Source organism: Streptomyces sp. ME02-8801-2C, from assembly GCF_033793965.1.
In the GTDB taxonomy this organism is placed as follows: Bacteria; Actinomycetota; Actinomycetes; order Streptomycetales; family Streptomycetaceae; genus Streptomyces.
Window position 1 is genome coordinate 1 of sequence record NZ_JARAXP010000041.1, and the last position, 25613, is coordinate 25613.

Consider the following 25613-nt stretch of genomic DNA (forward strand, 5'->3'; position numbering starts at 1 on the left):
GGGTACCCTAGCGCTGCGCGCTAGGCAGAGACCGCCGGACGCGATGCGCCCGGCAACTGCGGAGCGTGACCGCCGCGCAAGCGCGGCGGTGGACCGGACTGTGTCCGGTCCGGCCCTCTCCGCTGCGCTGCGAGGGCGGCACGGTCCGCTGACGCTCCCCGTAAATTCCCTTGCTACGCAAGGAGATTGGGCCGGTGCCCGGCCCTGACGGCCCGTCCGCTGCGCTCCCGGACCGAGGCCCGCTACGCGGGCGGCTGGCAGCAAGGGAGGGGCCGGGGTGGGTGCATCGCCGGATGCACTGTGTAGCGACTAGAATTCCGGGCCACCCCCTCTCGAGGTCGTGCATCAATCTAATGTGCTATGTAGCATTGGCGGATCCAGTGGACACCCCCTGATCACCCTCCAGCCCCGGGCCGGGCACGAGGCATGGGCTGTGACCTGCGGAGACGGCCCGATGGGCGCGGGTTGGCGGGTACGTCCGGGCGGGTACCGGTTGGATCTGACGGATCGTCATGCTGTTCCGGGGAATACGGCAGGTCGCCTCATTACCTGACGGGCCAAATTCTGAGGGTGCTTCAAAAACCCTGCCCTAGACCAACTCTGGAATGAAACACGGCCACCCGTAAAAGCCCGAGAAATACCGGACACCACCCCGAAAAAACCCGCGAATCCGCGCCCGAATCCCGACCACAGCCGCGCATCCGGCTGGCGGCGCCCGCCCTTTCCCCCATCCGGACCCTCCAGCGGACGGACGGGGCGCAGGCCCCCACCCGGACCGGCGGGCGCCCGATCCCCCAGCAGCATCCCCGCGTCCCGCCCGGGGGTCGTCGAGGAGCCGACGGAGCACCTCAAGTTCTTCTTCGCCACCGACGAGATACACAACTCGTCGACCCTGAATACGTGGGAGGGCGCGGCGAAGGGTCAGTTCCACGCCGCGCATGACGGCGAGGTACACGGCCTACCCGGCCGGTACCGTCACGTCGGCCAGCTACCGCAAGCTGCTGCTGGTCGTCGAGGAGCGCTCAATCATCTTCGCCATCACCGAACCCGAGAAGGACGCGAACTACGAGTTCCTCGACGCTCAGACTACGTCCCTGCTCCACGGTGGAGTTCTGCGCCGGAGCAGGCGGCCTCAGGCGCCTAACGACAAGTGCACGCAGGCGCAGAAGTTGCTGTTCAGGGACCTAGCTCCACTGAAGGCATCTCGGAGGGCACGGCACTGTCAGTGGCGGGCCCACAGCACTGTCAGTGGCGGGCCATAGAGTCTTACGCGTAAGCAGTGCCCTTCGGACGACGAGGGGAGACCCCTGCCCGCGAAGCGTCGCCCTGGAAAGCTGCTTCGCGGACAAAGGGGGGCCTCCCCGTCGCCTGACGTCGGGCTCCCGTTCCCGTCGAAGGAGTCCAGAAGCGTGACGTCCATTGACCGTACCCCTTTGGGTACGGAGCCTCCCGTCCGGCACTACGCCTGGCTGCCGGTCCTGACCACCCTGGCGACCCTCGCCACCGTCCTCGGCCTGGCCCTCACCGGCCACACCGAGGCCGCCGTCGCCGCCGGCCTCGCGGGCAGCACCATCGGCACCGTCCAGATCACCGTGCACATCCGGCGCTGACCACCGGCCCGGTGCCCTCCGGGGCGCCCGGCTGTCCCGCGCCCGTTCAGCAAGTTCTGTTGGGTCAACGCCTTCTCCTCCCTGTCTGTGGTCACAGTAGGGGGAGCCACTGACAATGGCCCTGACCAGCACCTTTGTCGTTCTGGTCACAGTGCATCCGGCCCGACCATGGCCCCGACCACAGCAGGTCAGCGCCGTGGTCGGGCCACTGTCGTGTTCAGGAGGTCGTACGGCGGTCGAGGGCACGGGCGAGGTGCTCGGCGACCTGATCATCAACATCGACGAGGCGGATGAGGGAGCGCAGGATCTCGAACTTGTCGACCGGGCAGCCGGTGCGGCGGCGCAGGGTGGAGAACGAGGTGATCGAGGACACCGTCGTCGAGATCGAGGACGTCATCGTCGAGACCACCGCTCTTCGTGGCCGAGATCGAGGAACCCGTCGTCGAGATCGAGGTACTGCGCTCTCACCGTAGTGAGGCCCCTGCCGGAAGGGGTCTCCGGCAGGGGCCTCACTGAACGTACTCAGTTGCGCGACCAGCGTGGCCAGGTTGAGCCGTCCCCAAGCGCGACGCCTTGCTTGGCGGAGCCGGACGTTGAGCGCCGGCTCATCCTCCTTGCCTCGTCGAGAAGCATCCTCTTCGCCATCGGCGTCTCCGACGCCAGCCTCCACCAAGTCGGTGCCCACCGGTCATCTCGCCGGGAGGACGTGGGACCCACGCGCCGTCCTTCTTCGTATGCTCGTGCGCGGGCCCATGCGTCCAACCAGCACGGCACATCCGCCACGGGGACCTCGCAGGCACGCAGAAACCCCAAGAACTGCCGCCGGTCCCACGGCACTGTCTGCTTGGTAACGATCCTGTGCGCGGTGCTACGGGGCAGAACGCGGTGATTGCCCGCCCGCTCCTCCATCTGGCGAAAGGAGGGAGAACCGGCCCTCTCGTACAGATCGCGCAGAGCGGCGCTCAGGTCACGGCGGTCGTGTACCAACGCCGGGCTGGGCGCGGGCTGGCCGCCCTCCCGTGAGGATCGGCGCTGTTCGCACCGGGCCTGCTTCCACAGGGCGTCCGCCTCCTTCATGGAAGCCCCGCAGGCCCGGGCGTAGGCGCGCACGGTCTTGAGGGAGGGCACCGTCTCGCCCGATGCGGCTCGCTGCAGCGTGGTGGCATGGAGCCCGGATCGTTCCGCGAGTTCGCGGTACGTCGGCCTCCCGTTGCTCTCGCGCTGCCCGCGCAACCACACCGCGAGCTTGCGCAGCGCCTTGTTGCCGGTGGTCACCGGCTTCTCCCGGCGTCCCATCAGGCCGTCCTCACCCGGACGGCGGGCTGAACAACGCGCCCAGCACCCGGCTCAGTCCGCGCTGTGGTGCTCCCGTGACCAGTTGCACCACCAGGGCGGCAACCAGGCCGACTCCCGCGAGCAGCTGCACCACTTCAGCCAGAGGCAGGCCGATGACCGCCGTCAGGAAGGCTCCCAGGCAGACGATGACGATGATCACCACCGCCTCGGAGCCGTTCAGCCGCCGCGGGTAGAAGGGACCGTTCTCGATACAGGGGAGGGGCGGAGGGTTCTTGGCCATGAAAGGCCTCCCTGTGATGTTGTGTCCGGCAGCCCCCGGAAGAGGCCACCGGACGGCTCTTGCTCCAACCGATGAGCGCCAGGGCGGTTGCCGCCGCCCTCCACGTGACGCCTGGGCCCCATACTCTCTGGTAACGGACGCAAAGGTCGAGGGGGTCACGGCCCGATAGAGGCCCTTCCCTGGTCTTTGATGCGCCGCCGTCCAGGGTGAAGAGATGCACCAATCTGATTGGATTTCAGCACCTCAGGAACAACAGTCCGCTCTCTCCAGCCCATCGATACGCAGCACAATCGACAGTCCAACCGGTATGAACCCGAGCAAGGCTGATTGATGCGCTCGCAAACCATTGGGCTTGCAAAGGCTCGATGGCTGCTGCGATTCTCCCCACACAGGCCCAGAGCTCGTCAGCTCTGCCGCCTCCCTTGATGCGACGGCTCCAACCATTGCTTAGGGGAAGTAACCCTCGTGTTGCCGCACGAGGCCGCTGAGAGCCGGTACCGCCCGCGCGGTGTCGGCTCTTCGCATGCCGTGCTGCCGTCACCACGGGCCCTGCGGCCTCGGGGGTACGGCCGTCGTTCCTTCGTGCGTACGGCCGTTCCTTCGTGGGTACGGCCGTCGTTCCTCACCGGGCGCCACCGGCCTCCATCACCAGGGTGGGCGCGGCGCGCGGTTGGCCTGCATGGCCGGGGCTGTGGTCGGGGCCCGTGGTCGGGGAGGATTCCGCCCATGAGTACCCGCCCTCAGCTGACCCAGCGTGAAGCCGCCACCGCAACAGGGCTGAGCCGCACGACGATCCGCCGCCGGGAGACCGGCAGTTTCCCGGACGCGGTCTTCGACGAACAGCGCGGCTGGCTCATCCCGATCGACAACCTCCTCGCGACCGGGCTTCGGGTGAACGCCCCGGCACCACCCGACCCCGGCCCAGGGCAGGGCACGGCCCCGGCCGGAGCGGACGAGGAGCACGGCCAGGCCGACGAGGTGGCCGCGCTGCGCGCCGAACTGGAACGTGCGCGGCACGAGCACGAGCAGGTCTCGCCGAGGAGCGGCACGCGCGGGAGCTGGCGGAGACGGAGGCCCGGCACCTGACGGCGCGGCTGGCGGAGCGGGCGGAGCACATCGAGGACTTGCAGCGGGCACTCGCCGCGCTGACTCCGGCGCCGGACCGCGCGGCCATCCCCCAGCCCTCCGCCCCCGCCACGGCCCCGGCCGCTCCCGCCGGCACTTCGGTCCCGGCCCCGGCCGCACGACAAATTCAAGTTCGACCTGTTCGCCCCGGAGGGCGAGAACTTCACCGCCTCGCGCGCGCCTCAGGCCCCGCCGAGAGCCAGCACGGGGCGGTGAAGAAGAACCTCCGCCGCGTTCATCCACGCCCGGCTTCTCGATCTTGATCTCTCGCCGAGTACCTTCGCGTTCATCTGAATCTTCTCGCTGGCCTTGTGGGTCCAGATCCCCCCGCCGCCGGAAGTGAACCGGCCCGGAAGCCCTGCACGCGTACGTTGGGCCCCGGGATTCACCGGATCGCGGCCGTGATGATGAACCCGTGAACGACAGGGCGGTCGGAGTTCGGGTCGCACCTCTGCTCGCGCTCCTGGTCGCGGCTCTGGTCGCGTCGGCCGGGCGGGTACGAGGGCCTTGGGCGTATGGCCTGAGCAGGGAGACAAGGGGTCGGCCGAGGGCCGGTCGCGGCGCCGACTACTTGCCTACGGCGCCCCCTTCCGGCGTCGCGGTGCCCGGCCCGAGGTTCCGCCGGCCTTTCCGGTCGACGACGTCCCGCTGCCCGGCTTCCCCCAGGTGTGCACCCGGCTCGACTCGTTCGGCAGCCAGAAGCCGCGGCGAGGTTGAGGTGTCCGTCGTCGGCGTGCTCCTGAGGGTGCCCGGGCCGTGCCGAGTCGGCGTCGCGTGGTGCTCATGACGGGAGTCTGCCGCTCCTCGCCCCCCGGCATCGCCTCGTACGGGCATGCGCACATACGCGTGAGGGCGCGCGGCACGCCCGGCACGGGCCACGCGCGGCACGCGTTGGCCGCCGCCGACACCCCGCCCTCGGACTCCGGTGCGTTCTTCGCCCGTCGCCCGCCGGGTGGCCTCTCTCGTGTGCACGCGGGTGCACGGGCACGTGTGCACGCTTTTAACGCGCGCGACCCCCCGCCGGAGCGAAATCGACCCTCCGAGACCCCCCTCGGCACCCCGGCCGGATCCCCGGCCCGCCCACCCCGCCCAGCCCTCCCGTACGGACGCGCGGGCAGACGTACGGACGTACCCGCGCCCCGGGCACGGCCGGACGGGCGGACGGACGGGCGCGGCCACAGGCGCGCGCGGATGTTCATCTGCCGGAGGTGAACCGGTCCGCAGCCCATACACGCAGACATTGGGCGCCGGAATTCACCGGATCGCGGCGGTGAAAAATGAACCAGTGAAACGGGCGAGAATCCATCCTGCGAGTATCGACCGCCGCCCGCTGGGCACCGGACCCCACCGCCCGCCGATACCGGACGGGCTTCGGCGAGCAGCACGAGAACGCTTCATGAATACGGAGTATTCGGCCTCATAAAAGCAATTTGCGCACTCATATTCACATTCGAAGGCGGGTTGAATTCTCTGCAAGATCTTCTATGGTGATCGGATCCTCGTGATGGTGCCGCCGTCCACGTCTATGGCAGCCAGCGGGGCCCTCGCCCGAGTCCGGCCCCGGACCACGCCGCTGCAGCCGCGCCCCAACGGACTGATGGTCTCTTCCTGGCTGCGGGACAGGTGCTTCCAAGGCGGCGTCTGCGCCCTGCGGCAGGAAGGCCCGCCGATCGACCACTCCCCCGATGCCGTCAGCTTCTGGCACATCGACACGACCACCGCTGCTGCCCGCCCGGCCGCTCATGCGGCGGTGCGTCCGCGGCCTCCTGTGCCTTCCCTGCAACACCGCCTGCCTGCCTGCCTGCCTACGGACGCCTCCCCGACGTCCTCCGCGACAGCCCCCGCTTCAACACCTACCTCAACAGCCCACCCGCGCGGCACCCCGAAGCCCGCCCCACCGCCAAGGACCATGCAGGCCTCCGCGACGCATCCAGCTACCTCATCGACGCCTTTTTCACCGCCGCGGACCATCCCGAGGGCAACACCTGTCTGTAAGCACGAGTTCGGGTACCAGCGCACCAGGTTCCTTTGGCTCCGACAGCCGTTCGACCGTCGGGCCGGTAGAGGGTCGGAGCACAGGCGCAGCCAGCGAGAAGAGGCCGTCAGGGGCCGGGGTGAACGGTCGACCACCGGTTCGAGGGTGGTACCAAAACTCGTCCGTACCGTGGTGCCCATTCACGTGCCTACGGACAAACACCCTCAGCCCCTGAACGCCGCTGTCCTCCCGGCCAGCGGCCGGCAGCCCTGAGGCTGGTTCGGGCTCGCGACGTTCGCCACCCTGAGCGCAAGACCAGACAAGCGTCCTTGGCGAGCAGCAGGGCGCGGTGGCGGTCATGCCGCAGCTGCTGCGCCGGCCGGTCCGAAGACGTCGTCGAAGCGGTGTGCTTGCGCTGTGCGTACGAGGTGGAAGGCGCCGCTGCGGTGGCGCAGGGCGTGGGCGGTGTAGTGGACGACTTCGGCTGGGGTGAGGACTTTGAGGTCGCCGAAGACGTAGTACAGCGGGGTGGGCGCGTGGGCCGCGGTGAAGAGAAGGCCGGCGTTGACCGTGTCCTTGCTGATGGCGTAGCGGTCGGTGTCGGTGCTGGGCATGCGGTCTTTGGCGTCGATGGTGATCAGGTCGGTGCCTCGGGCGGCGATGAAGTCGGGGAACTGCCGCAGGGCGGAGCGGGTCCGGCGCAAGGCTTCTCGTACGGCGGGCGGGTAGGTGCCCTGTCCGCAGGGGTGGACGGTCCAGCCGCGGGCGCGCAGTGCGGCTGCCACCCGACGTTCGTGTGCGTCGCCTATCGTCTGGCGGTCCTGCCACTGCGTCACCCTGGTTCCCCCTTGGGTAAGTTCCGCGATCCCTGTGCGTGATACGAAGGATTCATAGTTCGTCCTACCCTCCTGGACGCTATGATGCCCCTCATGGCGGCATACGTTGACCCACGCTTTCGTCCCACGCTGTGGCCCGGGACGCCCGTGCCGACACCGGAGTTGATGCCTCTTCGCGGGGCACGGGCCGACGGCGAGTGGATCGTCTGGACCCCGCAGCTCCCTTCTCGCGCGCACACCGTCCCCATGCCAGAGGACTTCTACCTGCGCGAGTTCATGGAGGTCGACCCCGAGGACCTCGACGCCGTGGCCGCCTTGATGGGCGCCTATGGACACCTCGGCGGGAGCATCGGCACCGGAAGCTGGGACGTCGACGTCTACGAACATCTCATGGAGCTCGCCGAGCGCGACCACCCCCGCGCGCCGTTCGCCCTGCACGGCGAACTGGCCACGCTCTACGTGACGGAGGCCCAGGCGGCCGTCACCACCTGGCTGGCCCTGCGCCGCGAGGGCGGGCTCGACGCGCTCGTCGAGCCCGAGGTCTCCGAGGAACAACTGGCCCAGTGGCGTGCCGAGAACACCCACCAGGAGGAGGTATGGCCGCGCGACCTGGACCACCTGCGCGAGCTCACCCTGGAATTCAGGATCATGCAATTGGAGAGTGAGCTGAACGCCGCACTCAAGCCGTTCAGTATCGGCATCGGCGGCCTGGGCGACCGTTACCCCACCATCCTCGCCGTGGCGTTCCTCCAGCTCTACAACCACCTCGCCGAGGACGCCACGATCCGCGAGTGCGCGAACGAGACCTGCCGCCGCAGCTTCGTACGCCAGCGCGGCCGCGCCGCATACGGGCAAAACCGCACCAGCGGCATCAAGTACTGCACCCGCGAATGCGCCCGCGCCCAGGCCCAGCGCGAACACCGCCGACGCCGCAAACAGCAGACCCCGCCCCTCCAGCAGCCGCTGGCCGAGAAACCCAGGCCGCACGACGGCCCAGAACCCGTCGGCCAGGCGGGAGCTGAGTGATGATCAGCCTGCGAGAACACCAGGTGGAAGCGAACGCGCGCATCCGCGCGTGGGCGGGATTGCCCGCCAGGTCACCGGTACCGGCGCAGGGGCTGCGCGGGACCGTCGTCTCCGCGACCGGCTCCGGGAAGACGATCACCGCCGCGTGGGCCGCACGGGAGTGCTTCCGCGGCGGGCGGATCCTCGTGATGGTCCCCACCCTCGACCTGCTCGTGCAGACCGCCCAGGCGTGGCGGAGGGTCGGCCACAACGGGCCGATGGTCGCGGTGTGCTCGCTGGAGAAGGACGACGTCCTGGAGCAGTTGGGTGTGCGGACCACCACGAACGCAATCCAGCTGGCGCTGTGGGCGGGCAGAGGTCCCGTGGTGGTGTTCGCCACGTACGCCTCGCTCGTGGACCGGGAGGACCCCGAGGACGTCACCGGCCGATTGAAGGTACGCGGGCCGCTGGAGGCCGCGCTGGCGGGCGGGGAGCGGCTGTACGGACAGTCCATGGCCCCGTTCGACCTCACCGTCGTCGACGAAGCCCACTCAACCACTGGTGATCTTGGTCGGCCTTGGGCTGCGATCCACGACAACACCCGCATCCCTGCCGGCTTCCGGCTCTACCTGACCGCTACCCCGCGCATCCTCGCCTCCCCGCGCCCGCAGAAGGGCACCGGCGGTCGCGAGCTGGAGATCGCGACGATGGCCAGCGACCCCGACGGCCCGTACGGCGAGTGGCTGTTCGAGCTCGGGCTGTCGGAGGCGATCGAGCGGGGCATCCTCGCCGGGTTCGAGATCGACGTGCTGGAGATCCGCGACCCCTCCCCCGTCCTCGGGGAATCGGAGGAGGCGCTGCGCGGCCGGCGCCTGGCGCTGCTGCAGACCGCGCTCCTGGAACACGCCGCCGCGCGCAACCTGCGCACCGTCATGACGTTCCACCAGCGGGTCGAGGAAGCCGCAGCGTTCGCGCAGAAGATGCCGCAGACCGCGGCCCGGCTCTACGAGGCCGAGGTCCCGGACAGGGACCTGGCCGGCGCGGAGGCGCTGCCGGCGTCGTCGATCGATGCGGAGTTCTACGAGCTGGAGGCCGGCCGCCACGTACCCCCGGAGCGGGTGTGGGCGGCGTGGCTGTGCGGCGACCACCTCGTCGCCGAACGCCGAGAGGTCCTGCGCCAGTTCGCCAACGGCATCGACGCCGACAACCGGCGCGTACACCGGGCCTTCCTCGCCAGCGTCCGGGTCCTGGGCGAGGGCGTCGACATCACCGGCGAGCGCGGTGTGGAGGCGATCTGCTTCGCCGACACCCGCGGCTCCCAGGTCGAGATCGTCCAGAACATCGGCCGGGCGCTGCGCCCGAACCCCGACGGCACGGCCAAGACCGCCCGGATCATCGTGCCCGTCTTCCTCCAACCCGGCGAAGACCCCGACGACATGGTCGCCTCCGCCAGCTTCCGCCCCCTCACGGCCGTTCTCCAGGGCCTGCGCTCACACTCCGAACGCCTCGTCGAACAACTCGCCTCCCAGGCCCTGACCAGGCAACCGCGCACCAAACCGCACCACCTCGTCCGCGACCAGGACGGACGCATCGTCGGGGCCGACGGTGCCGGTGCCGGTGCCGGTGCTGAGGAATTGGACGGCACGCAGGGGGCGGTGGAGTCCGTGATGCTGAACTTCTCCAGCCCCCGCGACGCGGCGACGATCGCGGCGTTCCTGCGCACACGGGTCTACCGGCCCGAGTCGCTGGTGTGGCTGGAGGGCTACCAGGCCCTGCTCCGGTGGCGGAAAGAAAACCGGATCACGGGCCTGTACGCCGTCCCCTACGACACCGAGGCGACGGTGGGCGTCACCGACCGCTTCCCCCTGGGACGCTGGGCCCACCAGCAGCGGCGCACCTACCGCGCCGGTGAACTCGACGACCACCGCCAGGAACTCCTCGACGAGGCCGGCATGGTGTGGGAACCCGGCGAGGAAGCCTGGGAGACCAAACTCGCCGTCCTGCGCTCCTACCGGCGGGCGCACGGACACCTCGCGCCCCGGCGCGACGCCGTCTGGGGCGGCGCCGATGACGAACTGGCCCCCGTCGGGGAACACATGGCCAACCTCCGCCGCACCCACGGCCTCGGCAAAAACCCCGAACGCGCCGCGGTGCGGGCGGCGCAGCTGGCCGCGATCGATATCGACTGGAACTGCCCCTGGCCCCTGGACTGGCAGCGCAATTACCGCATCCTCACCGACCTCGCCGCCGACGAACCCGACGGCGTCCTCCCGGCCATCCAGCCCGGAGTGCTCTTCGAGGGCGACGACATCGGGCGGTGGCTGCAGCGCCAGACCCACGACTGGTTCCAGCTCACCGAGGAGCAGCAGCGCAGACTTTCAAGCCTGGGGGTGAAGCCCGCCGAACGGCCGGCACCAGCCACCACGGATGGCGCGAAGAGCGCTGAGGGAAAGACGTTGACGGCCTTCCGGCGGGGGGTCGCGGCCCTCGCGCAGTACATCGCGCGTGAAGGCCGAACCGTCGTGGCAAGGACACACGTTGAAGAGCTTCCGGACGGTTCAGTGGTCAGGCTGGGGGTGTTTCTGAGTAACCAGAAGGCCAGGCGGGAGCGTCTGAACGCGGAGCAGCGAGCTGCTTTCGCCGAGCTGGGCTACACCTGGGCCGCAGAACAGTCCGAGCGCGGCTGACAGCATGCCTGCCGGTCAGAGACGACCGCAAGACTGGCAGGCGGCAGATCCGCGGCAGGGCGTTTTCCCGTTGGCTTGTTATGCCCATTACCGGATGAGCCGATAATTCGTTTGGCTCTGTGTGCGGAGCGCGGAAGCGGAATGGGATGCGGCAAGTGCCGGGCCGGCTGATGTCGGGGCTGTGGACGTACGGTTCTTGGCCGCGGGCGGGGCGACGGAGTGTTCGCCGTGGTCGGCGGCGGCCGCCGACGTGGCCTTCGAGCGGTGTCCGCCGCTGAGGCCGTTTTCCGTCCGCAAGGGCAAGCGCACGGCGCCGGGATGGTGGTGGTCGGCGACCACCGGGCAGCTTGTGCACTACGGGTCTGGGGCGATGCGGCTGCATCTGATGCTGCTGGATCGCGATCCACGCGTCCACGGCCTGGCCGGCCGGCCACTGGAACTGCGGTGGCGTGTGCCGGGCGGAGTGCGTACGCATGCCCCGCAGGTGATGCTCCGGCTCGCCGACGGCCAGGGGGTCTTGGCGGACTGCACCGCCAGAGAGGAGCTTTCTCAGCGGCAGCGGTCCCTCGCGGCGGCGGTCGACGAGGTGTGTGCGGCGGTGGGCTGGCGGTACTGGGTGCTGGGGCCGGTCGATCCGGTGTACCGGCGCAACGTGACCTGGCTGTCCGGGTACCGGCATCCGCGGTACCACGGAGGACAGCAGCTGGCCGCGGCGTTGCGGGAGTCGTTCGCCAGCCGTACGCCGCTGTGGGAGGGCGTGCGCAGGACCGGGGATCCAATGGTGGTCCTTCCCGCACTGTTCCATGCCCTGTGGACGGGGCAGCTGTCCGCGGACCTGGGTGCTCCGATGCATGAGCGGATGCCGGTGTGGGCGCAGGCGGCGTGAGGGGCCGGGGGTCCGGCGGGCCGGTGGTCGAGGTGGGGTCCCGAGTGCGGTTCGAGGACCGGACCTGGACTGTAGCCGCCCTTATCGGCGGCCAGGCGCGGCTGATCGCCGAGAACGGCGAGATGGCGACGCTGCTGCTGTCGCTGTTGTTCGCCGACGCGGGGTTCGAGGCTGTGCGCGCACCCGCCGCCCGCCGGGTTGCCCCGCTGGGCTGGCTGGAGTCGCTGCCCGCGCCGGTGCGGGAGCGGGCGCTGGCGTGGGAGCGGCACGTGCGGGAGGTGGAGACGGGGCACCCGGGCGGATCCGGTGCGGCTGGCCCTCCGCGGGCTGCGTACGACCCGGATGCGCGGACGCTGGCTCAGCGGGAGGAGGCGAAGGCGGCGGAGCTGTCGGCGGCGGGGAGGCCCACCAGCGCGGTGACGGTGCGGCGGATGCGGGCCCGCTACCGCAACGACGGGGTATGGGGACTGGTGGATCAGCGGGCTGCCCGGCCCCGGTCGGCACTGGGGCGGGCGGACGAGCGAGTGGTGGCCGCCCTGCTCGAGGTGCTGGAGGCCGGGCAGGAACGCTCCAGCGGGACGCTGGGGCGGCTTCGGGTGTACACCGAGCGGCTGCTGGCCGAGCGGCACGGCGACGGTGCGGTGCCGCTGCCCTCGACCGCGACGTTCAACCGGCTCGCGCACGCCCTGGCCGACGGGCGCGGGCTGCTGGGCAGCGCGCGGCAGCGCCGCTGGCGCTCGGCCCGGCCGGCTCCCCCGTTCGTTCCCACGACGGTGATGGCGCCGGGTGAGCTGGTGATGATGGACAGCACCCTGCTGGATGCCTTCGTGGTGCTCGACGACGGGGTGGTGGAGCGGCCCGAGCTGACCATCGCTCTGGATGTGGCGACCCGCAGCATCTGCGCGGCCGTGCTGCGCCCGAAGGGGACCCGCAGCGTGGACGCGGCGCAGTTGCTGGCACAGATGATGGTCCCCGCGCCGATGCGGCCTACCTGGCCCGAGACACTGGCGATGGAACATTCAGTGATCCCCTACGAGCGGCTGCTGAGCGCGGACGCCCGCCTGGAAGGGGCCGCGGCCCGGCCCGTCATCACCCCGCAGACCATCGTGGTCGACCAGGGCAAGGTGTTCGTCTCATCCTCGTTCGTCGCCGCCTGCGGATCACTGGGCATTTCCCTGCAGCCGGCGCCGCCCGGCAACGGGCCGGCCAAAGGGCAGGTGGAGCGCACGTTCTCCTCGATCAACACGCTGTTCACCCAGCACGTGGCCGGCTACACCGGTTCCCACACCGGCGAACGCGGCCGGGACACCGAAGGCGAGGCGGTATGGACACTCGCCCAGCTGGACGACCTACTGCAGGAATGGATCATCTGCGGGTGGCAGGAGCGCGAGCACGACGGCCTGCGGCACCCGTTGATGCCCCGCCTCGCGCTGTCGCCGAACGAGATGTGGGCGGCACTGGTCGCCGTGTGCGGATACGTCCCGGTGCCGCTGGGGCGTGAGGACTACATCGAGCTGATGCCCGTCAAACGGCAGAAGATCAACGACTACGGCATCCGCATCGACTACCGCACCTACGACCACAAGACCCTCAACCCCTACCGCGGCGAAGCCTCTCCGACGGCGGACGGCCTGTGGGAGATCCACTACAACCCGCACGCTCCCGACGAGGTATGGGTGCGCCTGCCGAAACCCGGCCGGCCGCGGGGGTACGGGTGGGAGGTGGTGCCGTGGATCCACCGCACCCTGGTCAGCGCCCCGTTCACCGACTTCACCTGGCAGCACGTCAGGAGCACCGTCGCCCAACGCGGCAGCCGCGTAAGCCACGAACACGACCTGGCCCTCGCCCTGCGCGAGCTGCTGGAACGCGCCGCCTCCGGACACGGCACCCGCCGGGACAAGGTCGTCGCCGCCCGCGCCCGCGCCCATGCCCATGCCGCGAACGCAGACGGCGCGGTGTGGGGGATCCTGTACGGCCAGCAGCCGCAGACGACAGCCGAAGGGCCCGACGATGACGACGGCTTCGCCCACGGTGAGGAGGCCTTCCCCGACGACCCGGAGGCGGAGGCGGAGGAAGCCGACGCCGCGGTTGAGCGCCGGCCTCCCGAACTCTCCGGCGCCGAGGGCCTGGCCGTGGCCGGGGACAAGGGTGGCCAGGCGCGGCCGGCGCGAGATTCCTCCGTCACGGTCTACGACCCCGTTGAGGAGTCGCTGCGGTGGTGAGCACCTCCTCCGAGAAGAGTGCCGGGTTCGTGCCCCTGGCCCCTCCGACCGTGTGGCAGGGCTGGGACGCCTTCGTCCACCAGACGCCGGCCCCCGCCCGGGACGCCGCCGATCCCCTCTGGTCCCAGACGGAGCGCGAGGACTACCACTCCGAACTCGCCGTCATGCGCACCCCCGCCATGGACAGCGTCTTCACCACCGTGCGACGCCTGCTGCTGGTCAACCGCCGCCAGCAGGCGGGCGCCCGGCGCGGCCTGATCATCTCCGGGCCGGCCACCACCGGGAAGACCACCACGATGATGGCGCTCGGGCGTTCCTTCCACCTCGCCGACCAGCGCCAGCACCCCGGACGAACAGAGCGCAGGCCCGTGCTGTTCATCAGCGTGCCGCCGGCCGCCACCCCCAAGATGCTCGTCAGCGAATTCGCCCGGTTCCTCGGCATGCCCATCACCGACCGCCTCAACCAGACCCAGATCACCAGCGCCGTATGCGACCTGCTGTGCGAACTCGGCACCCAGCTGGTCCTCATCGACGACGTCCACCTCCTCGACACCCAGCGGCGCGCCGGAGCGGAAACCTCCGACCAGCTCAAGCACCTCGGCGAACGCATCCCGGCCACCTTCGTCTACTCCGCGATCGACATCGAGACCTCATCCCTGCTCAGCGGAGTACGCGGCGCGCAGATCGCCGGCCGCTTCAAGATCTACCGCCACCGCCCGCTGGCGTACGCGACCGAACAGGACCGGACGGTCTGGAACGACCTCGTACGGGCCATGGAAGACCTGCTGCGGCTGCGCACGCACCGGACGGGAACCCTGGTCAAGCACGCCGCCTACCTCCACACCCGCACCGCAGGGCGGATCGGCAGCCTCTCCCACCTCATCCGCGAAGCCGCCCTGATCGCCATCACCGAAGGCACCGAACGCATCACCAAGCAACTCCTCGCGGAGATCGAACTCGACGCAGCCGCCGAAACCCAGGCCCGGCCGGCCCGGCCCGCACGACAAAAGCAGTAGGGCATCCGCAATGGCGCACCGGTCCAGCACCCCCGCACCCGCCCGCCTGCCCCGGAGTAGACGGGCGGGACGCGAACGGGCAGCACCCGGCGGGATCGTACCCACCATCAGTGGCGGCGCGGCCGGACGCATCGCTCCGTTGAACGGGGAGCTGACGCTGTCGTTCCTGACCAGAATCGCCGCCCGCTACCACCTCGGAATCCGTGACGTGCTGGCCGCCGTCACCGATGTCGGCGGCCAGCAGAACCTCACCGGGATGCTGTACCCGGACAGCGAGATCCACCTCAACGCCCAGGCCCGCGCACGCGTTTCCGCACTCTGCCATGTGCCGCAGCACGTGCTCGAGCAGGCGCTGCCCGCCTGGACGAGGGAAGAGCCGTACGGAAAGTACGGGAGCGGCCCGGCCGGACGGCTGATGCGCGGTGAGGAGGTCGTCGCCGCATGGGGCCCGGCCTGCCCTGCATGCACCGCCGCCCGCACCGGACGAGACGTGCCCGCCCGCCGGTACCTGGCACCCGAGCAGCGGGTGTGCGCACGCCACCGCTACTGGCACCTGTACCTGCCCGGAACCAGCGGGCTGCCTGTGCCCCTGGGCCGCTGCCCGGAAGTGATCGACGCCCAGCGGCAGCACGCCCGGCTGCTGCACCGCTCCCCCACCGCAGCGCACGCCTTCGAGGTCGCCCGGGCCGTCACCGGCTCCTGGTGGCAACAGCCCTGGCCCGACGAGGAACAGCAGTGGCCGGCACGCCTGGAGGCGACGCGTCCCGCCGAGGCCGATCCCGGCTGGTGGAAGACGGCCGCCCGCGACCTGGTCACCTATCCCGAAGCCGTCGCCATCGCACGGGTCCTGGTCAACCCCCGTCGGCAGCAGCACACCGTCGCCCAGACCTGCGGCCATCTGCCCTACCGCCTCGGCGAGATACCCGCACTGCTGACCGAACTCGCGGACCAGCTCCAGCGGCCCTGGCTCCCCCGCCACCTCGCCAACGTCACCCACGGCCCCCTGTTCACCTGGGCCCACTCCTGCGTATGCACCCGCGCCGCCCCAGACCCTGCCGCGCAGAAGGCACTGTGGGCGGTGCACTCGGCGCACCGGCCGCGCCCCCTCAGCGACCTCCTCCCCCAACCACCGGCCGCTGACCGCGAGCAGACGGCGCCACAGATGATCAAGCTGCTGCGCGGCCACAGCCTCCAAGCCGAACAATCCTTCCAAACAGGCCTGGCCCACGCCCGCGCCTACCACCAGCGCCACGGCCACCTGGCCGTGCCGAAGGAAGACGTCCCCCACGGCTACCAACTGGGCCAGTGGGTCGCCAACCTACGTAACCGCCACACCAGAATGCCGGCCCACCAAGCCGCCGCCCTCTATGCGCTGTACCCGTGGTGGAACGCGCCGTGGAGCACCCTGTGGCAACGCACCTGGCACCAGGCCCGCGATCACACCGAAGCCCACGGCCCGCTCCAGCCCGTTCACGGATTCCCCACCACCAGCTACAGCCTCGGCGAATGGCTGCACCTGCAGTGCACCCGCTACCCCGCCCTCCACCCCGAACAACAACACCTCCTCACCCAGATCGGCATCGACACCGCAGCGGCGGCCGCCGCCCGGCCCAGACGGCGCAACATGAAAGCGCTCGCCGAAGAAGCCCTCGCCCACGCCCGCTCCTACACCGCCGAACACGGACACCTCGCCCAAGTCAGCGCGACCACCGTGCACCACGGATACCCACTGGGCCGATGGCTCGCCGGCCAACGAAGCCAGCAACAACGAAGAGTCCTCTCCCCGCAACGGCAATAGGCTCTCAATGCCATCGACTCCTGGTGGTGCCCGCCCTGGAACCTGCGCTGGCAACGCCACTACTACCGCGCCCGCGACGCCGCAGCCGGCCGTCCCCTGCACCCGGAGAACGGCTTTGATGACCTCGGCGACTCCGGGGCCGCCGACTGGTTGTGGCGCCAGTGCGCCAGGTACGACGAACTCCACACCGAGCAGCAACAACTCCTCACCGGCATCGGCATCACCACCGAGATAGCCCGCACGGCCCAGGAACACGCACGGACAGCCCCGAAAACACCAGCCAGGCCCCCCGCCCCGGAACCCGAAGACAAGACCAGCCAGACCGGAAAGGGTGCGGATCCTGCCGCTTCCACCGGCCGACGCCACACACGACGTGGCACCGAACCGAAACGTCCCCGCGAGCCCCGCAACCGCCTGGGACACCGTCCCGACCTGAGGCCGGGCTTCGAGACGTCCCTGGCACACGCCCGAGCCTGGCACGCTGAGCACGGCCATCTCGCGGCTCCCCGTGACACCCGGCACGACGGGTATCCGCTGGGGTGGTGGCTGTTCAGTCAGCGCAACCGCGCCAAACAACGCGCCCGCGACCGCCTGCCTCCCTCACCCCACCTCACCGAACTCACCGCGATCGACCCCTGGTGGAACCCACCATGGGACCTGCACTGGCAACGCAACTACTACCGCGCCCGCAACCACGTCGAAGCCGGCCGCCCCTTCAACCCCGCCGCACTGGTCCCCGCCCCCAGCACCGCCCTCGGCACCTGGACCACCCGCGCTTGCCTGACCTACCACCGGCTCCACCCCGACCAGCAACACCTCCTGACACTGATCGGCATCACGCCCGAAGTCGCCCACGCACGCACCCGGCGCGCGCACCCCTGGCGCACCGGCGTCGAACACGCCCAGACCTGGGCCACGACCCACGGCCACCTCGCCGTACCCCACGACACCACCCAGGACGGCTTCCCCCTGGGCCGATGGCTCATCAAACAGCGCTACCGCGCGGGAAAAACCGGCCCCGCCTTCCCCGCAGCCCGCGCCCTGACCACCATCGACCCCTGGTGGAACCCACCCTGGGGCATGACCTGGCAACTCGCCTACCAACACGCCCGCACCCAACCCCACACCCCCACAACGCGCCGCTGGCTGACCAAGCAACACCGCATCTGGCCCCTCCTCCACCCCCACCAACAACACCTCCTCACCACCACCGGACTCATCGCAGGCTGAACACCGCCAACACCCGTACCCGGCTCCCTTCCTGTCCCGACAATGGGCAGATGGCCGACGCGCACTTCTTCAACGACGAGCCCTTCCTCGACCACGAGGAAGGGCCTGACCTGCTCGGACACGGGCAATACGCCCAGCATGTGCTCAGCCTGCTGGACCGGGTACGAGCCCAGACCGAAACCGGTGTACTCGCGCTGATCGGCTCCTGGGGCTCGGGAAAGTCCAGCGTCCTGGGCAAGGTGACACGCCGGCTACGGGAAACGGAGAACGGTGAAGGCTGGCTGATCGCGGAACTCAACCCCTGGCTGTACTCCGATCTGGAGTCCCTGACCCAGGCACTGTTCAGCGAGATCCGCGAAGCCCTCCCCAAAGACGAACGGTGGTCCGAGGCGCGGCAGAAGATCGGCGGGTTCGGACGGGCAATCAGCCCTCTCGGAAAAGCCACTGCCGTCTTCGGCCTGGACTCGCAGGGACTGATCCAGGAGGTCAGCAACCGCGTCAGCGGCGACACGAGCGCGTCCGCCGCCAAACGCAAAGCTGAAGAAGCCCTGCGCAAAGCGGGCCGCCCGGTCCTCGTCATCATGGACGACCTTGACCGTCTCACCCCCGAAGAGCTCCTCGTCGTCTTCAAACTGGTACGCCTGGTAGGCCATCTACCAGGCGTGTACTACCTGATCAGCTTCGACGAACGGACCCTGCTGGACGTCCTCCAACGCAGTGAGCTGGTCGGCAACAGCGAGCCCCGCGCACGCGACTTCCTGGAAAAGATCATCCAGGTCCGGCTGGACCTTCCCGCGTTCCGCGAGCGCGACGCCGACCGTTTGGTCGACCGCTCCCTCGCCGCAGTCCTCGCCTCGCACAACCTGACCCTGACGCCCGGCGAGCAACAGCGGCTCTCCGAGGCCTACTACCAGCACCTACAGGCCCGACTGCGCACCCCGCGCGCCATCAAACGGTTCTTCGGCCAGGCCGACGCCACCCTCGGCCAGCTCACCGGCAACGTCGACATCGTCGACTTCCTGCTCGTCACCTTCCTGCGCACCAGCGAGCCCCGCGCCTACCAGTTGCTGTGGCAGCACCGAGCCGAACTCACCGGCACCAGCGTCGAGATGCCCTCGCGCCGCGACGAGCGGCCGGAACAGCGCATCGACCGCTGGCGCACCAGACTGCAGGACGCAGGCGTCGCCGAACAGCACCTGGACGGCGTGATCGGCCTGATGGGCATGCTGTTCGCACCACTCCGGCAAGCTCTCGGCTACGGCGCCAACACCGAGGCCATCGCGCTGCGGCGCGGCATCGGCAGCATCGACTACTTCGACCGGTACATGGTCTTCGGCATCCCCGACGACGACCTTCCCGAGCACACCTTCGACACCGCCCTGCAGCAACTGGCCGACGGCACCCCAGGCACCGAGGCAGACGACCTGCTCCTGCGCTTGCGCGACGACACCCAGCGCATCGCCCGCCGCATCGATTACAAACGCGCCGTCGGCACTCCCCTGCCAGTGGCCGCACTCCTCCAAGCTGCAGCCCGGCAGTACGGCCACCTGACCGCCGCCCCTCAAGGGGTCTTCGGCCTGTTCACCGCAGACCGCGCCATGGGCTACCTCGCGAAAGACCTCCTGACCGATCTTGCCGAGCCCGAACGGCCCACAATCCTCAAGACCATGGCCCAGACCCCCGACGGAGCCGTCCTGGCTGCCCGCACCCTGCAACGCGTCATCGCCCGGGAGGACTCCGACGGCCCGGACCACACACAGGCAGCAGCCACCCGCGGCTGGATCGGTGAGGCCCGCTCACTGATCAGCCACGAGATCGCACAGAACCTCACCCCCGCCGTCAGCCGCCCCATCCACGAACTCACCGAGCTGGAGATCACCCTCATCTGGGCATGGCGCCACGCCGAACCGGAGGCTGCCCGGACCTGGATCAGCCAGCGTCTCGACCAGGAGTGGGCCCCGCTCGATCTCCTCGCCGTACTCCTCCCGCCTGACCGGGCGCCGTTCCCCGTCATCGACAACGACACCCTGCAAAGCCTCGACGCGCTCATCGGCCTCGAAGCGCTGTACAGCCGCCTCGGCCCATTCCTCGACACCCCCGCAGCAGACCCCGCCAGCTCCCAGGACGAACACCGGGCGCGCATCCTCCAAGCACTCCGCCATCACCGCGAGGGCAACACCCCGGGCAGCGACTGACCACCACCCGACCCACGCCTCCAGACAAACGGGGCAGCAAGCCGACAGGCAACCCGTTGTGTGGACGTTCGCGCAATTCCCCAGCCGGAACGGCACGGAAGGGGGCCAGGGACATCACGGAGCCGACTCCTTCGTCTCCATGCTGGCGCGGGGGTGCTCCGCACTCCCCACGGACGTCAGGGTTCTCGGCCGCTCGATAGCCGCCGATCAGCAGGGCTGGCCGGGTCAGTCAAAGGTGGGTGAATTCTCTCAAGGGCGCCGCAAACGGCGCCCTTGAGAGAATTGTCCAGACTTACACTCAGCAGTCTGGCGGCCCCGTACCAGCCGCAACCGACTGGGGAATTGCGTGGGCCGAAGGAGCTGCCGATGGGAAATTGCATGAACGCTCACAGTTGGCAACCACCGTGATTTGCCTCTGCGGAAAGAGGCAGAGATTCTTCCTGGACGGTCTCGCAACAACGCAAGGACGCACCGCACAGATGAGCGAAGAAGACCCCGACCGGCACGCCGTCGCGGCCGTTGAGCACACCGCGCCCTCCCGCCAGCGTCCGGAGGCGCCGCAAGTCGACTTCCCACCCGTGCGCAATGGCATTGACTACCTCCGCAGCGTAATCGATCATCTCTCGCGGGAGGAGCGCGACGCTCGGGACCTAAAGTACGCGGTACTGCACCTCCAGGCCGCCACCGAAGTCCTCCTCAAGGCCCGGCTCCAGGAAGAGCACTGGAGCCTCGTCTTCGACAACCCACTCGTCGCCTCCCGCGAGGATCTCGCCAGCGGCGACTTCTCCAGTTGCGGAGTAACGGAGACCATCAGCCGGCTAGAGCGGTTCGCCAACGTTCACCTCGAAGTCAAGCACGTCAGGGCGATCAAGAACCTGACCCAGGATCGCAACAAGCTCCAGCACTACGGGCTCACACACAACGCACGGGCCATCGAAGCCCGCGCCACCGAGGTCCTGCACTTCCTGCTGGATTTTGTGCATCTGGAGCTGGTGCGTCACATCGACCGGGACGAGTGGGACTGGATCAGTTTCGAACTGGACCATGTCCGCCATGCCCTTGGCGACATCGAGGGGTTCGTCAGCAGGCGAATGAACGACCTCAAGGCCGACATCGCCGAAGTGGCCGACAACATCATCCAGTGCCCCGATTGCGGGCAGTGGGCGGCCATCGTCCTTCATGGCGTGCGGTGCACGTTCTGCCACCTAGTGCTCGAACCCGCCGAACACGCTGTTTCCTGGGGCCCAAACAGCTGGCGCAGCGACAACTCGAACGTCTCGGCGAGCGCCGAGCCAACGTCCGACTGCCCCCAGTGCGGACGTAGGGCCTTCATCGGGTCCATCTTCTTCGAGACAGCCCGGGAGAAGCCGCAGTACGCCTGCTTCCACTGCCAGTACAAGACCGACACCGCCCATTGCGCCCGTTGCTCCCGTCCCTTCCCCGCCGACGGCAATCGTTGCGAGTGCGGAACGTGCCAGCCTCCGACGCTGGCTGTCCCCGAGCCGAGAAACAGCGACTGACACCCGAACGGCCTCAGTACCGCCACGCGCCGCTCCTCCCCGTACTGGGCGGTGCTGGCGGGCTTCAGCCAGATGGAACACGTGCGCGCGATGGAGAAAGACACTCTCCACTCCCGGCGCTGCGCCCTGCACCTGCGGCAGCATCGGCATTGAGCCATCAGCCATCTTCCGTCCGCCGCGCCCCATCTATCCAGAAGGCGGCCAGGCACCGCGTTGCTTGCCGGCCGCCCGAGGGGGCCGTATCCGCCCGGGCGTGCATTTCAGCTGACGGCCTACACGTGACGGGCGCCGAAACGGCGACCAGGGGTCGGCAGGCGGTCAGCGGATCGGCCGGGGCAGGCCATGCGGAACCGGTAGGGGCACGCCCAGCCACCTGAGCGAGCCGCTACCCCGTGCCGGCGAGACACGAGCCAGAATCACCGTACGGGCCGTCCTAGGGCCACCACATACCACGATCATTGAGCTTGAATTCTGCGCCGCGCAGGTGACACAACCTGATCAACATCGCCCGCTACCTGACGAACCGGCACGTCAAAGCCCCGCCATCGACCCAGCACCCACGATCGCCACGGCCACCCAGGCATCAGCGCGACGTGACTAGAGCCGCACACCCAATTGATAAGCCCAGGCCAGACCATCCCCTTCTGATCACAAAAATTGCTCCTGGACAGCCGCGCTCGCCAACCTCGGACTCAACTGGGCATAGCTGCAAAATCCCCACAATTCCCACCCCTTTTTGGAAGGATACCCAGAAATAGAAATCCGAGGTGGTCCCCCTTGCGGGTATTGAGTATCAGCTGTCGCGACTTCTTGTCATGCGGCGACCTGCGACTGGACTTGGCTGGTCAGCCCATTGTCGTCACTGGCCCGAACGGCGCGGGTAAGTCCAACCTCGGCAGGGTGGTGGACCTGATCAGTACAGTCGTAGGGCACTACAGCGGCCGACCAGCAGCTGATCGACTGGATCTGTACACCCGGGCAGGACGCTTCGGCACCACATCCTTCCAAGTTGCCGTAAAGATCGAGCTCGATCAGACCTGGGAACAGGAGCTGGTTGCCGCCTTTGTCAAGGCTGCTTTCGTATGCGGGGCAGACGGCGCAATCTCCCCTAGCCTGCCAACCCGAGTTGAACTGGACGCTGCCGTACGCGACCAGCTCGATCCTGCCTCGTTGTTCCCGCTATGGACCGGCACCCTGCATGTGCATTATGACGCGGCCTGGAGCCAGCCATGGTTCGCGGCCTGGGAGTTCACCCACGCCGACGCCACATGGCACATTCAGCTCGTAGGCGGGTCCAGCTTCCTGCGCTTGGGCTCCGCCGAAGCCCGAGGAGGGGTGCCTGCCCAGACCCGCAACTTCAGCCACTGGTGGCAGCAACGCCCCACAGGCCTGATCGACTTCACCAAGGTGCTTCCACCACCCCAAGTCGAGGCTCTGTCCTTCAGCGTGACACCACCGAATGACGGATCCAGCCCGCTGCCCGTCACACTGCTGGACCTGGCAGCCAGGCTGGGCACGCGTGAGATCGACAACCGGTCCTTCGACTTCATCCACGTGCTGGCCGCGATCCTGCACCAAGGCATCATGATCACCGACAACCGCCGTCTACCGCTGGAACGCCGCTTCTCCCACCAGGCCCTTCAGCGTCCTTTCGACTTGCGAGACGGCAGTGGAGCGGCCGGCGAGCTGTACCGGTGCAAGAACGGTCCTCTGGCACTGCGTCAGCGTTATGCACGGGCCAAGGAGTTGTTCACCGATCTGACCGGGCGTGTTTTGGGTGTGCAGGCATCCCCGGATCCCGAGGAGCCTGGCACGATGCTCATCGATGTCACCGTCGTCGACGGTGGCCATGAAGTACCTATCGCCTTCGCCGGGGCCGGCATCCAGGAAGCGCTCCTGCTAAGCACCCTACTCACCGGTAAGTCCGGCCGTGTCATCGTCCTCGATGAGCCCGCCGTCAACTTGGAGCCAACCCTCCAGCGCCGCCTCATGCCGGTACTCAGCTCCCTCGCCCAATGCATCGTGATCACTCACAGCGCCGATCTGGTGCCCGCCAGTACCCCTGCGGATCTTTCCCGCATCGTGCGGTTGGCTCCGCACCCGTCAGGTACCCAGGTCTTTCGCACACCCCAGGATCTGTCTGTACAGGAGCGGACCAGATGGCTGCAGCGTCTGGGCACAGCGGAGGCCCGGGCCCTGCTGTTCGCCGCCGGAGTCATCCTGTGCGAAGGCGCCACCGAAACCGGCGCCCTGAGCCAGTGGTGGGACAGCACTCACTGTCCCGAATGGGGTCCCCTCAGCGCCGCCAACATCTGCCTGATGAAGGTCGACGGGGACACGGCCTTCCACGGCTACATCGACTATCTCAAAGCCTTCGGTATCCCCTGGGCGATCGTCGCGGATGGTCCCGTACTCAGTCACGGCAGCCGCCTGTACGAACACCTCACGGCCCAGAATCTTCTCCCAGAGGGCCAGCCGGCCCCCAACGACACCTTCACCCGTTGGAAGGACTACTGGGAGGAAGCAGGCGTGTTCACCTTCGCCCGCGAATTCGGCACCGACGGCAACAAGGGCGGCGAATTCGAAGCCCTGCTCACCGAGCTCGATCCCGAGCTGTACGAACAGGCCAAAAAGGAGCACGGCCGCAGCAAGCCCCGCGTCGGTTCCCACTTCGCAGCCCACCACTCCAACCCACCAACCCCGGTCACCGACCTCTACCGACAGATCCGGGAACATCTGGATCCCGAGACTGGCAGACAGTGACCAGTCGTCTGTCGTGGCAGGAGTCGCAGGCCGGGCAGCGTGAACGCCCGGAGCAGTACCGCGTCGCGCGTCATGGGCGCGGGAGGCGCCACAACTCGGTCCGCGCGCGGGCTTGGTCTGCGGGTATCTCACGGACCAGGTGGTAGAGGTTCTCGAAGTACTCCTGCCAGCGGTTCGGATCCGGCATGGCGTTGCCCGCCCTCTTGGCCCGCTCCGCTTCTACCAGCGGCCGCATCCCTTCCCACACCGAGACCACCGACCCGCCCAGGTAACCGGAGACAGGCTCGATGTCCACCACACCATGCGCAACCAGAGCGCCCAGGTTGTCGTAGAACCAGGCCAGCTCACGCACCAACTCCCGCTCAGCTGCCGGTACCCCGTCCAGGCCTGCCGACAGATCACAACCCGGCAGCCGCTCATGCACGAACTGCCGCGCCCCGGCCAGACGGGCACTGCGATGCTCACGGAAGAGATCCACCAGCACCGGCAGCGTGTTGGCATGCTGCGCCAACCGCAACTGCCGCAACGACGCCCACCCGGACACCCCCAGCGCCACCACCGACACCATCAACGCCGCAACACCCACCACGCCCCCAGAGCACAGACCGCCACACGTTCCCGCATTCGCCCAGCAGGATCTCAGGCCTGCTGCCAACGGGATACCCGAAGGCCAGCTCCTCCGCTCGGTGGGACGTTGTCCCCATATTGCTCCCGGCAATAGGCGAGAATGGGCCGATGGTACGTAGGCCTTATCCCTCCCGGAATGACCTGACCTACCCGGATCTTGAGGATGTGTGGCAGGCGCTTCGAGAGACCCGCTCGGACCCACCCGGCTGGGCAGGCAGTGGCAACGCGGCCCGGCGCAAGACGTACAACGCGGCGCTCGAGCAAGCTGAGCAGCTCTTGAAAGCCGCGGCACAGGTGGGGCCAGCTTCCCGGCCCCTCCTCTTGTTCTACGGATTGAGCCAGGCCAGCGCGCGATCGCAGCTGCAGCGCAGCAGCCGGACTACCAGCTGAACGGTCACGGCATCGCCATCAAGCACGCCGACCAGCCCCGTCTGGGACGTGTCCTAGAAGGTCGATGAAGATCTTGGTGAGGGGTTGTCCGGCCGTCAGGCCGGACAACCCCTGTGGTCATGTACCGGCCGGTGCGATGTGCCAGGTGCCGC

Annotated in this window: 18 protein-coding genes; 13 read left to right on the top strand and 5 right to left on the bottom strand. The window is 68.8% G+C overall.

Annotation, left to right across the window (positions count from 1 at the left end):
• Positions 1–1409: 1409 nt before the first annotated feature.
• Entirely contained in the window at positions 1410–1610 is a 201-nt protein-coding gene (locus PV396_RS44335; RefSeq protein WP_319214063.1) for a hypothetical protein, read from the top strand.
• 217 nt (positions 1611–1827) lie between these two features.
• Here PV396_RS44335 and PV396_RS44340 read toward each other — a convergent pair whose 3' ends face one another.
• The 3 genes from PV396_RS44340 to PV396_RS44350 form a co-directional block, all read right to left on the bottom strand.
• A complete protein-coding gene (locus PV396_RS44340) occupies positions 1828–2007 on the bottom strand; it encodes a hypothetical protein (protein ID WP_319214064.1) in 180 nt (59 codons plus the stop codon).
• Between the two features lie 125 nt (positions 2008–2132).
• The gene (locus PV396_RS44345; protein WP_319214065.1) at positions 2133–2885 is read right to left on the bottom strand and encodes a helix-turn-helix transcriptional regulator; all 753 of its coding nucleotides are present in this window, start codon (positions 2883–2885) and stop codon (positions 2133–2135) included.
• 31 nt (positions 2886–2916) lie between these two features.
• Positions 2917–3186, bottom strand: coding sequence for a hypothetical protein (locus PV396_RS44350; RefSeq protein ID WP_319214066.1), 270 nt, complete (start codon positions 3184–3186; stop codon positions 2917–2919).
• A gap of 726 nt (positions 3187–3912) precedes the next feature.
• On the opposite strand from PV396_RS44350, the gene PV396_RS44355 reads away from it, so the two are divergent.
• Positions 3913–4272: a hypothetical protein gene (locus PV396_RS44355; RefSeq protein WP_319214067.1), complete on the top strand. Its 360-nt coding sequence runs from the start codon at positions 3913–3915 to the stop codon at positions 4270–4272.
• Between the two features lie 2370 nt (positions 4273–6642).
• On the opposite strand, the gene PV396_RS44360 is transcribed toward PV396_RS44355, so the two are convergent.
• Positions 6643–7122: a hypothetical protein gene (locus tag PV396_RS44360; protein ID WP_319214068.1), complete on the bottom strand. Its 480-nt coding sequence runs from the start codon at positions 7120–7122 to the stop codon at positions 6643–6645.
• A gap of 93 nt (positions 7123–7215) precedes the next feature.
• On the opposite strand from PV396_RS44360, the gene PV396_RS44365 reads away from it, so the two are divergent.
• The 10 genes from PV396_RS44365 to PV396_RS44410 all read left to right on the top strand — a co-directional run bounded on the left by PV396_RS44365 (position 7216) and on the right by PV396_RS44410 (position 24444).
• Positions 7216–8148, top strand: a complete 933-nt coding sequence (locus PV396_RS44365; RefSeq protein WP_319214069.1) for a CGNR zinc finger domain-containing protein — start codon at positions 7216–7218, stop codon at positions 8146–8148.
• Entirely contained in the window at positions 8148–10814 is a 2667-nt protein-coding gene (locus tag PV396_RS44370) for a DEAD/DEAH box helicase (RefSeq protein WP_319214070.1), read from the top strand. Before PV396_RS44365 ends, PV396_RS44370 begins: the two co-directional genes overlap by 1 nt.
• A 181-nt stretch (positions 10815–10995) precedes the next feature.
• Entirely contained in the window at positions 10996–11700 is a 705-nt protein-coding gene (locus tag PV396_RS44375; RefSeq protein ID WP_319214071.1) for a TnsA-like heteromeric transposase endonuclease subunit, read from the top strand.
• A gap of 44 nt (positions 11701–11744) precedes the next feature.
• Positions 11745–13922 carry a Mu transposase C-terminal domain-containing protein gene (locus PV396_RS44380; protein ID WP_319214072.1) on the top strand — a complete coding sequence of 726 codons (2178 nt, stop codon included), beginning with the start codon at positions 11745–11747 and terminating at the stop codon, positions 13920–13922.
• On the top strand, positions 13919–14938 hold the full coding sequence (locus tag PV396_RS44385; RefSeq protein WP_319214073.1) for an ATP-binding protein: 1020 nt from the start codon (positions 13919–13921) through the stop codon (positions 14936–14938). The genes PV396_RS44380 and PV396_RS44385 overlap by 4 nt, the downstream gene beginning before the upstream one ends.
• Positions 14939–15077: 139 nt before the next feature.
• On the top strand, positions 15078–16736 hold the full coding sequence (locus PV396_RS44390) for a helicase associated domain-containing protein (RefSeq protein ID WP_319214074.1): 1659 nt from the start codon (positions 15078–15080) through the stop codon (positions 16734–16736).
• A 150-nt stretch (positions 16737–16886) separates the two neighbouring features.
• The gene (locus PV396_RS44395; RefSeq protein ID WP_319214075.1) at positions 16887–17966 is read left to right on the top strand and encodes a helicase associated domain-containing protein; all 1080 of its coding nucleotides are present in this window, start codon (positions 16887–16889) and stop codon (positions 17964–17966) included.
• Between the two features lie 50 nt (positions 17967–18016).
• Positions 18017–20161, top strand: coding sequence for a P-loop NTPase fold protein (locus tag PV396_RS44400; protein WP_319214076.1), 2145 nt, complete (start codon positions 18017–18019; stop codon positions 20159–20161).
• A 479-nt stretch (positions 20162–20640) separates the two neighbouring features.
• A complete protein-coding gene (locus PV396_RS44405; RefSeq protein WP_319214077.1) occupies positions 20641–21681 on the top strand; it encodes a zinc ribbon domain-containing protein in 1041 nt (346 codons plus the stop codon).
• A gap of 900 nt (positions 21682–22581) precedes the next feature.
• Positions 22582–24444: an ATP-dependent nuclease gene (locus tag PV396_RS44410; protein ID WP_319214078.1), complete on the top strand. Its 1863-nt coding sequence runs from the start codon at positions 22582–22584 to the stop codon at positions 24442–24444.
• Between the two features lie 70 nt (positions 24445–24514).
• Here the strand turns inward: PV396_RS44410 and PV396_RS44415 are convergent, their stop codons facing one another.
• Positions 24515–25033: a hypothetical protein gene (locus PV396_RS44415; RefSeq protein ID WP_319214079.1), complete on the bottom strand. Its 519-nt coding sequence runs from the start codon at positions 25031–25033 to the stop codon at positions 24515–24517.
• 146 nt (positions 25034–25179) lie between these two features.
• Here PV396_RS44415 and PV396_RS45325 point away from each other — a divergent pair, with 146 nt between their 5' ends.
• Positions 25180–25461: a YaaC family protein gene (locus PV396_RS45325; RefSeq protein ID WP_416071590.1), complete on the top strand. Its 282-nt coding sequence runs from the start codon at positions 25180–25182 to the stop codon at positions 25459–25461.
• Positions 25462–25613: the final 152 nt, after the last annotated feature.

Excerpts from the sequence above, each read along its gene's own strand:
- PV396_RS44365 (WP_319214069.1), top strand. The coding sequence starts at position 7,216 with ATGGCGGCATACGTTGACCCACGCTTTCGTCCCACGCTGTGGCCCGGG.
- PV396_RS44355 (WP_319214067.1), top strand. The coding sequence starts at position 3,913 with ATGAGTACCCGCCCTCAGCTGACCCAGCGTGAAGCCGCCACCGCAACA.
- PV396_RS44340 (WP_319214064.1), bottom strand. The coding sequence starts at position 2,007 with ATGACGTCCTCGATCTCGACGACGGTGTCCTCGATCACCTCGTTCTCC.
- PV396_RS44370 (WP_319214070.1), top strand. The coding sequence starts at position 8,148 with ATGATCAGCCTGCGAGAACACCAGGTGGAAGCGAACGCGCGCATCCGC.
- PV396_RS44350 (WP_319214066.1), bottom strand. The coding sequence starts at position 3,186 with ATGGCCAAGAACCCTCCGCCCCTCCCCTGTATCGAGAACGGTCCCTTC.
- PV396_RS45325 (WP_416071590.1), top strand. The coding sequence starts at position 25,180 with ATGGTACGTAGGCCTTATCCCTCCCGGAATGACCTGACCTACCCGGAT.
- PV396_RS44400 (WP_319214076.1), top strand. The coding sequence starts at position 18,017 with ATGGCCGACGCGCACTTCTTCAACGACGAGCCCTTCCTCGACCACGAG.
- PV396_RS44405 (WP_319214077.1), top strand. The coding sequence starts at position 20,641 with ATGAGCGAAGAAGACCCCGACCGGCACGCCGTCGCGGCCGTTGAGCAC.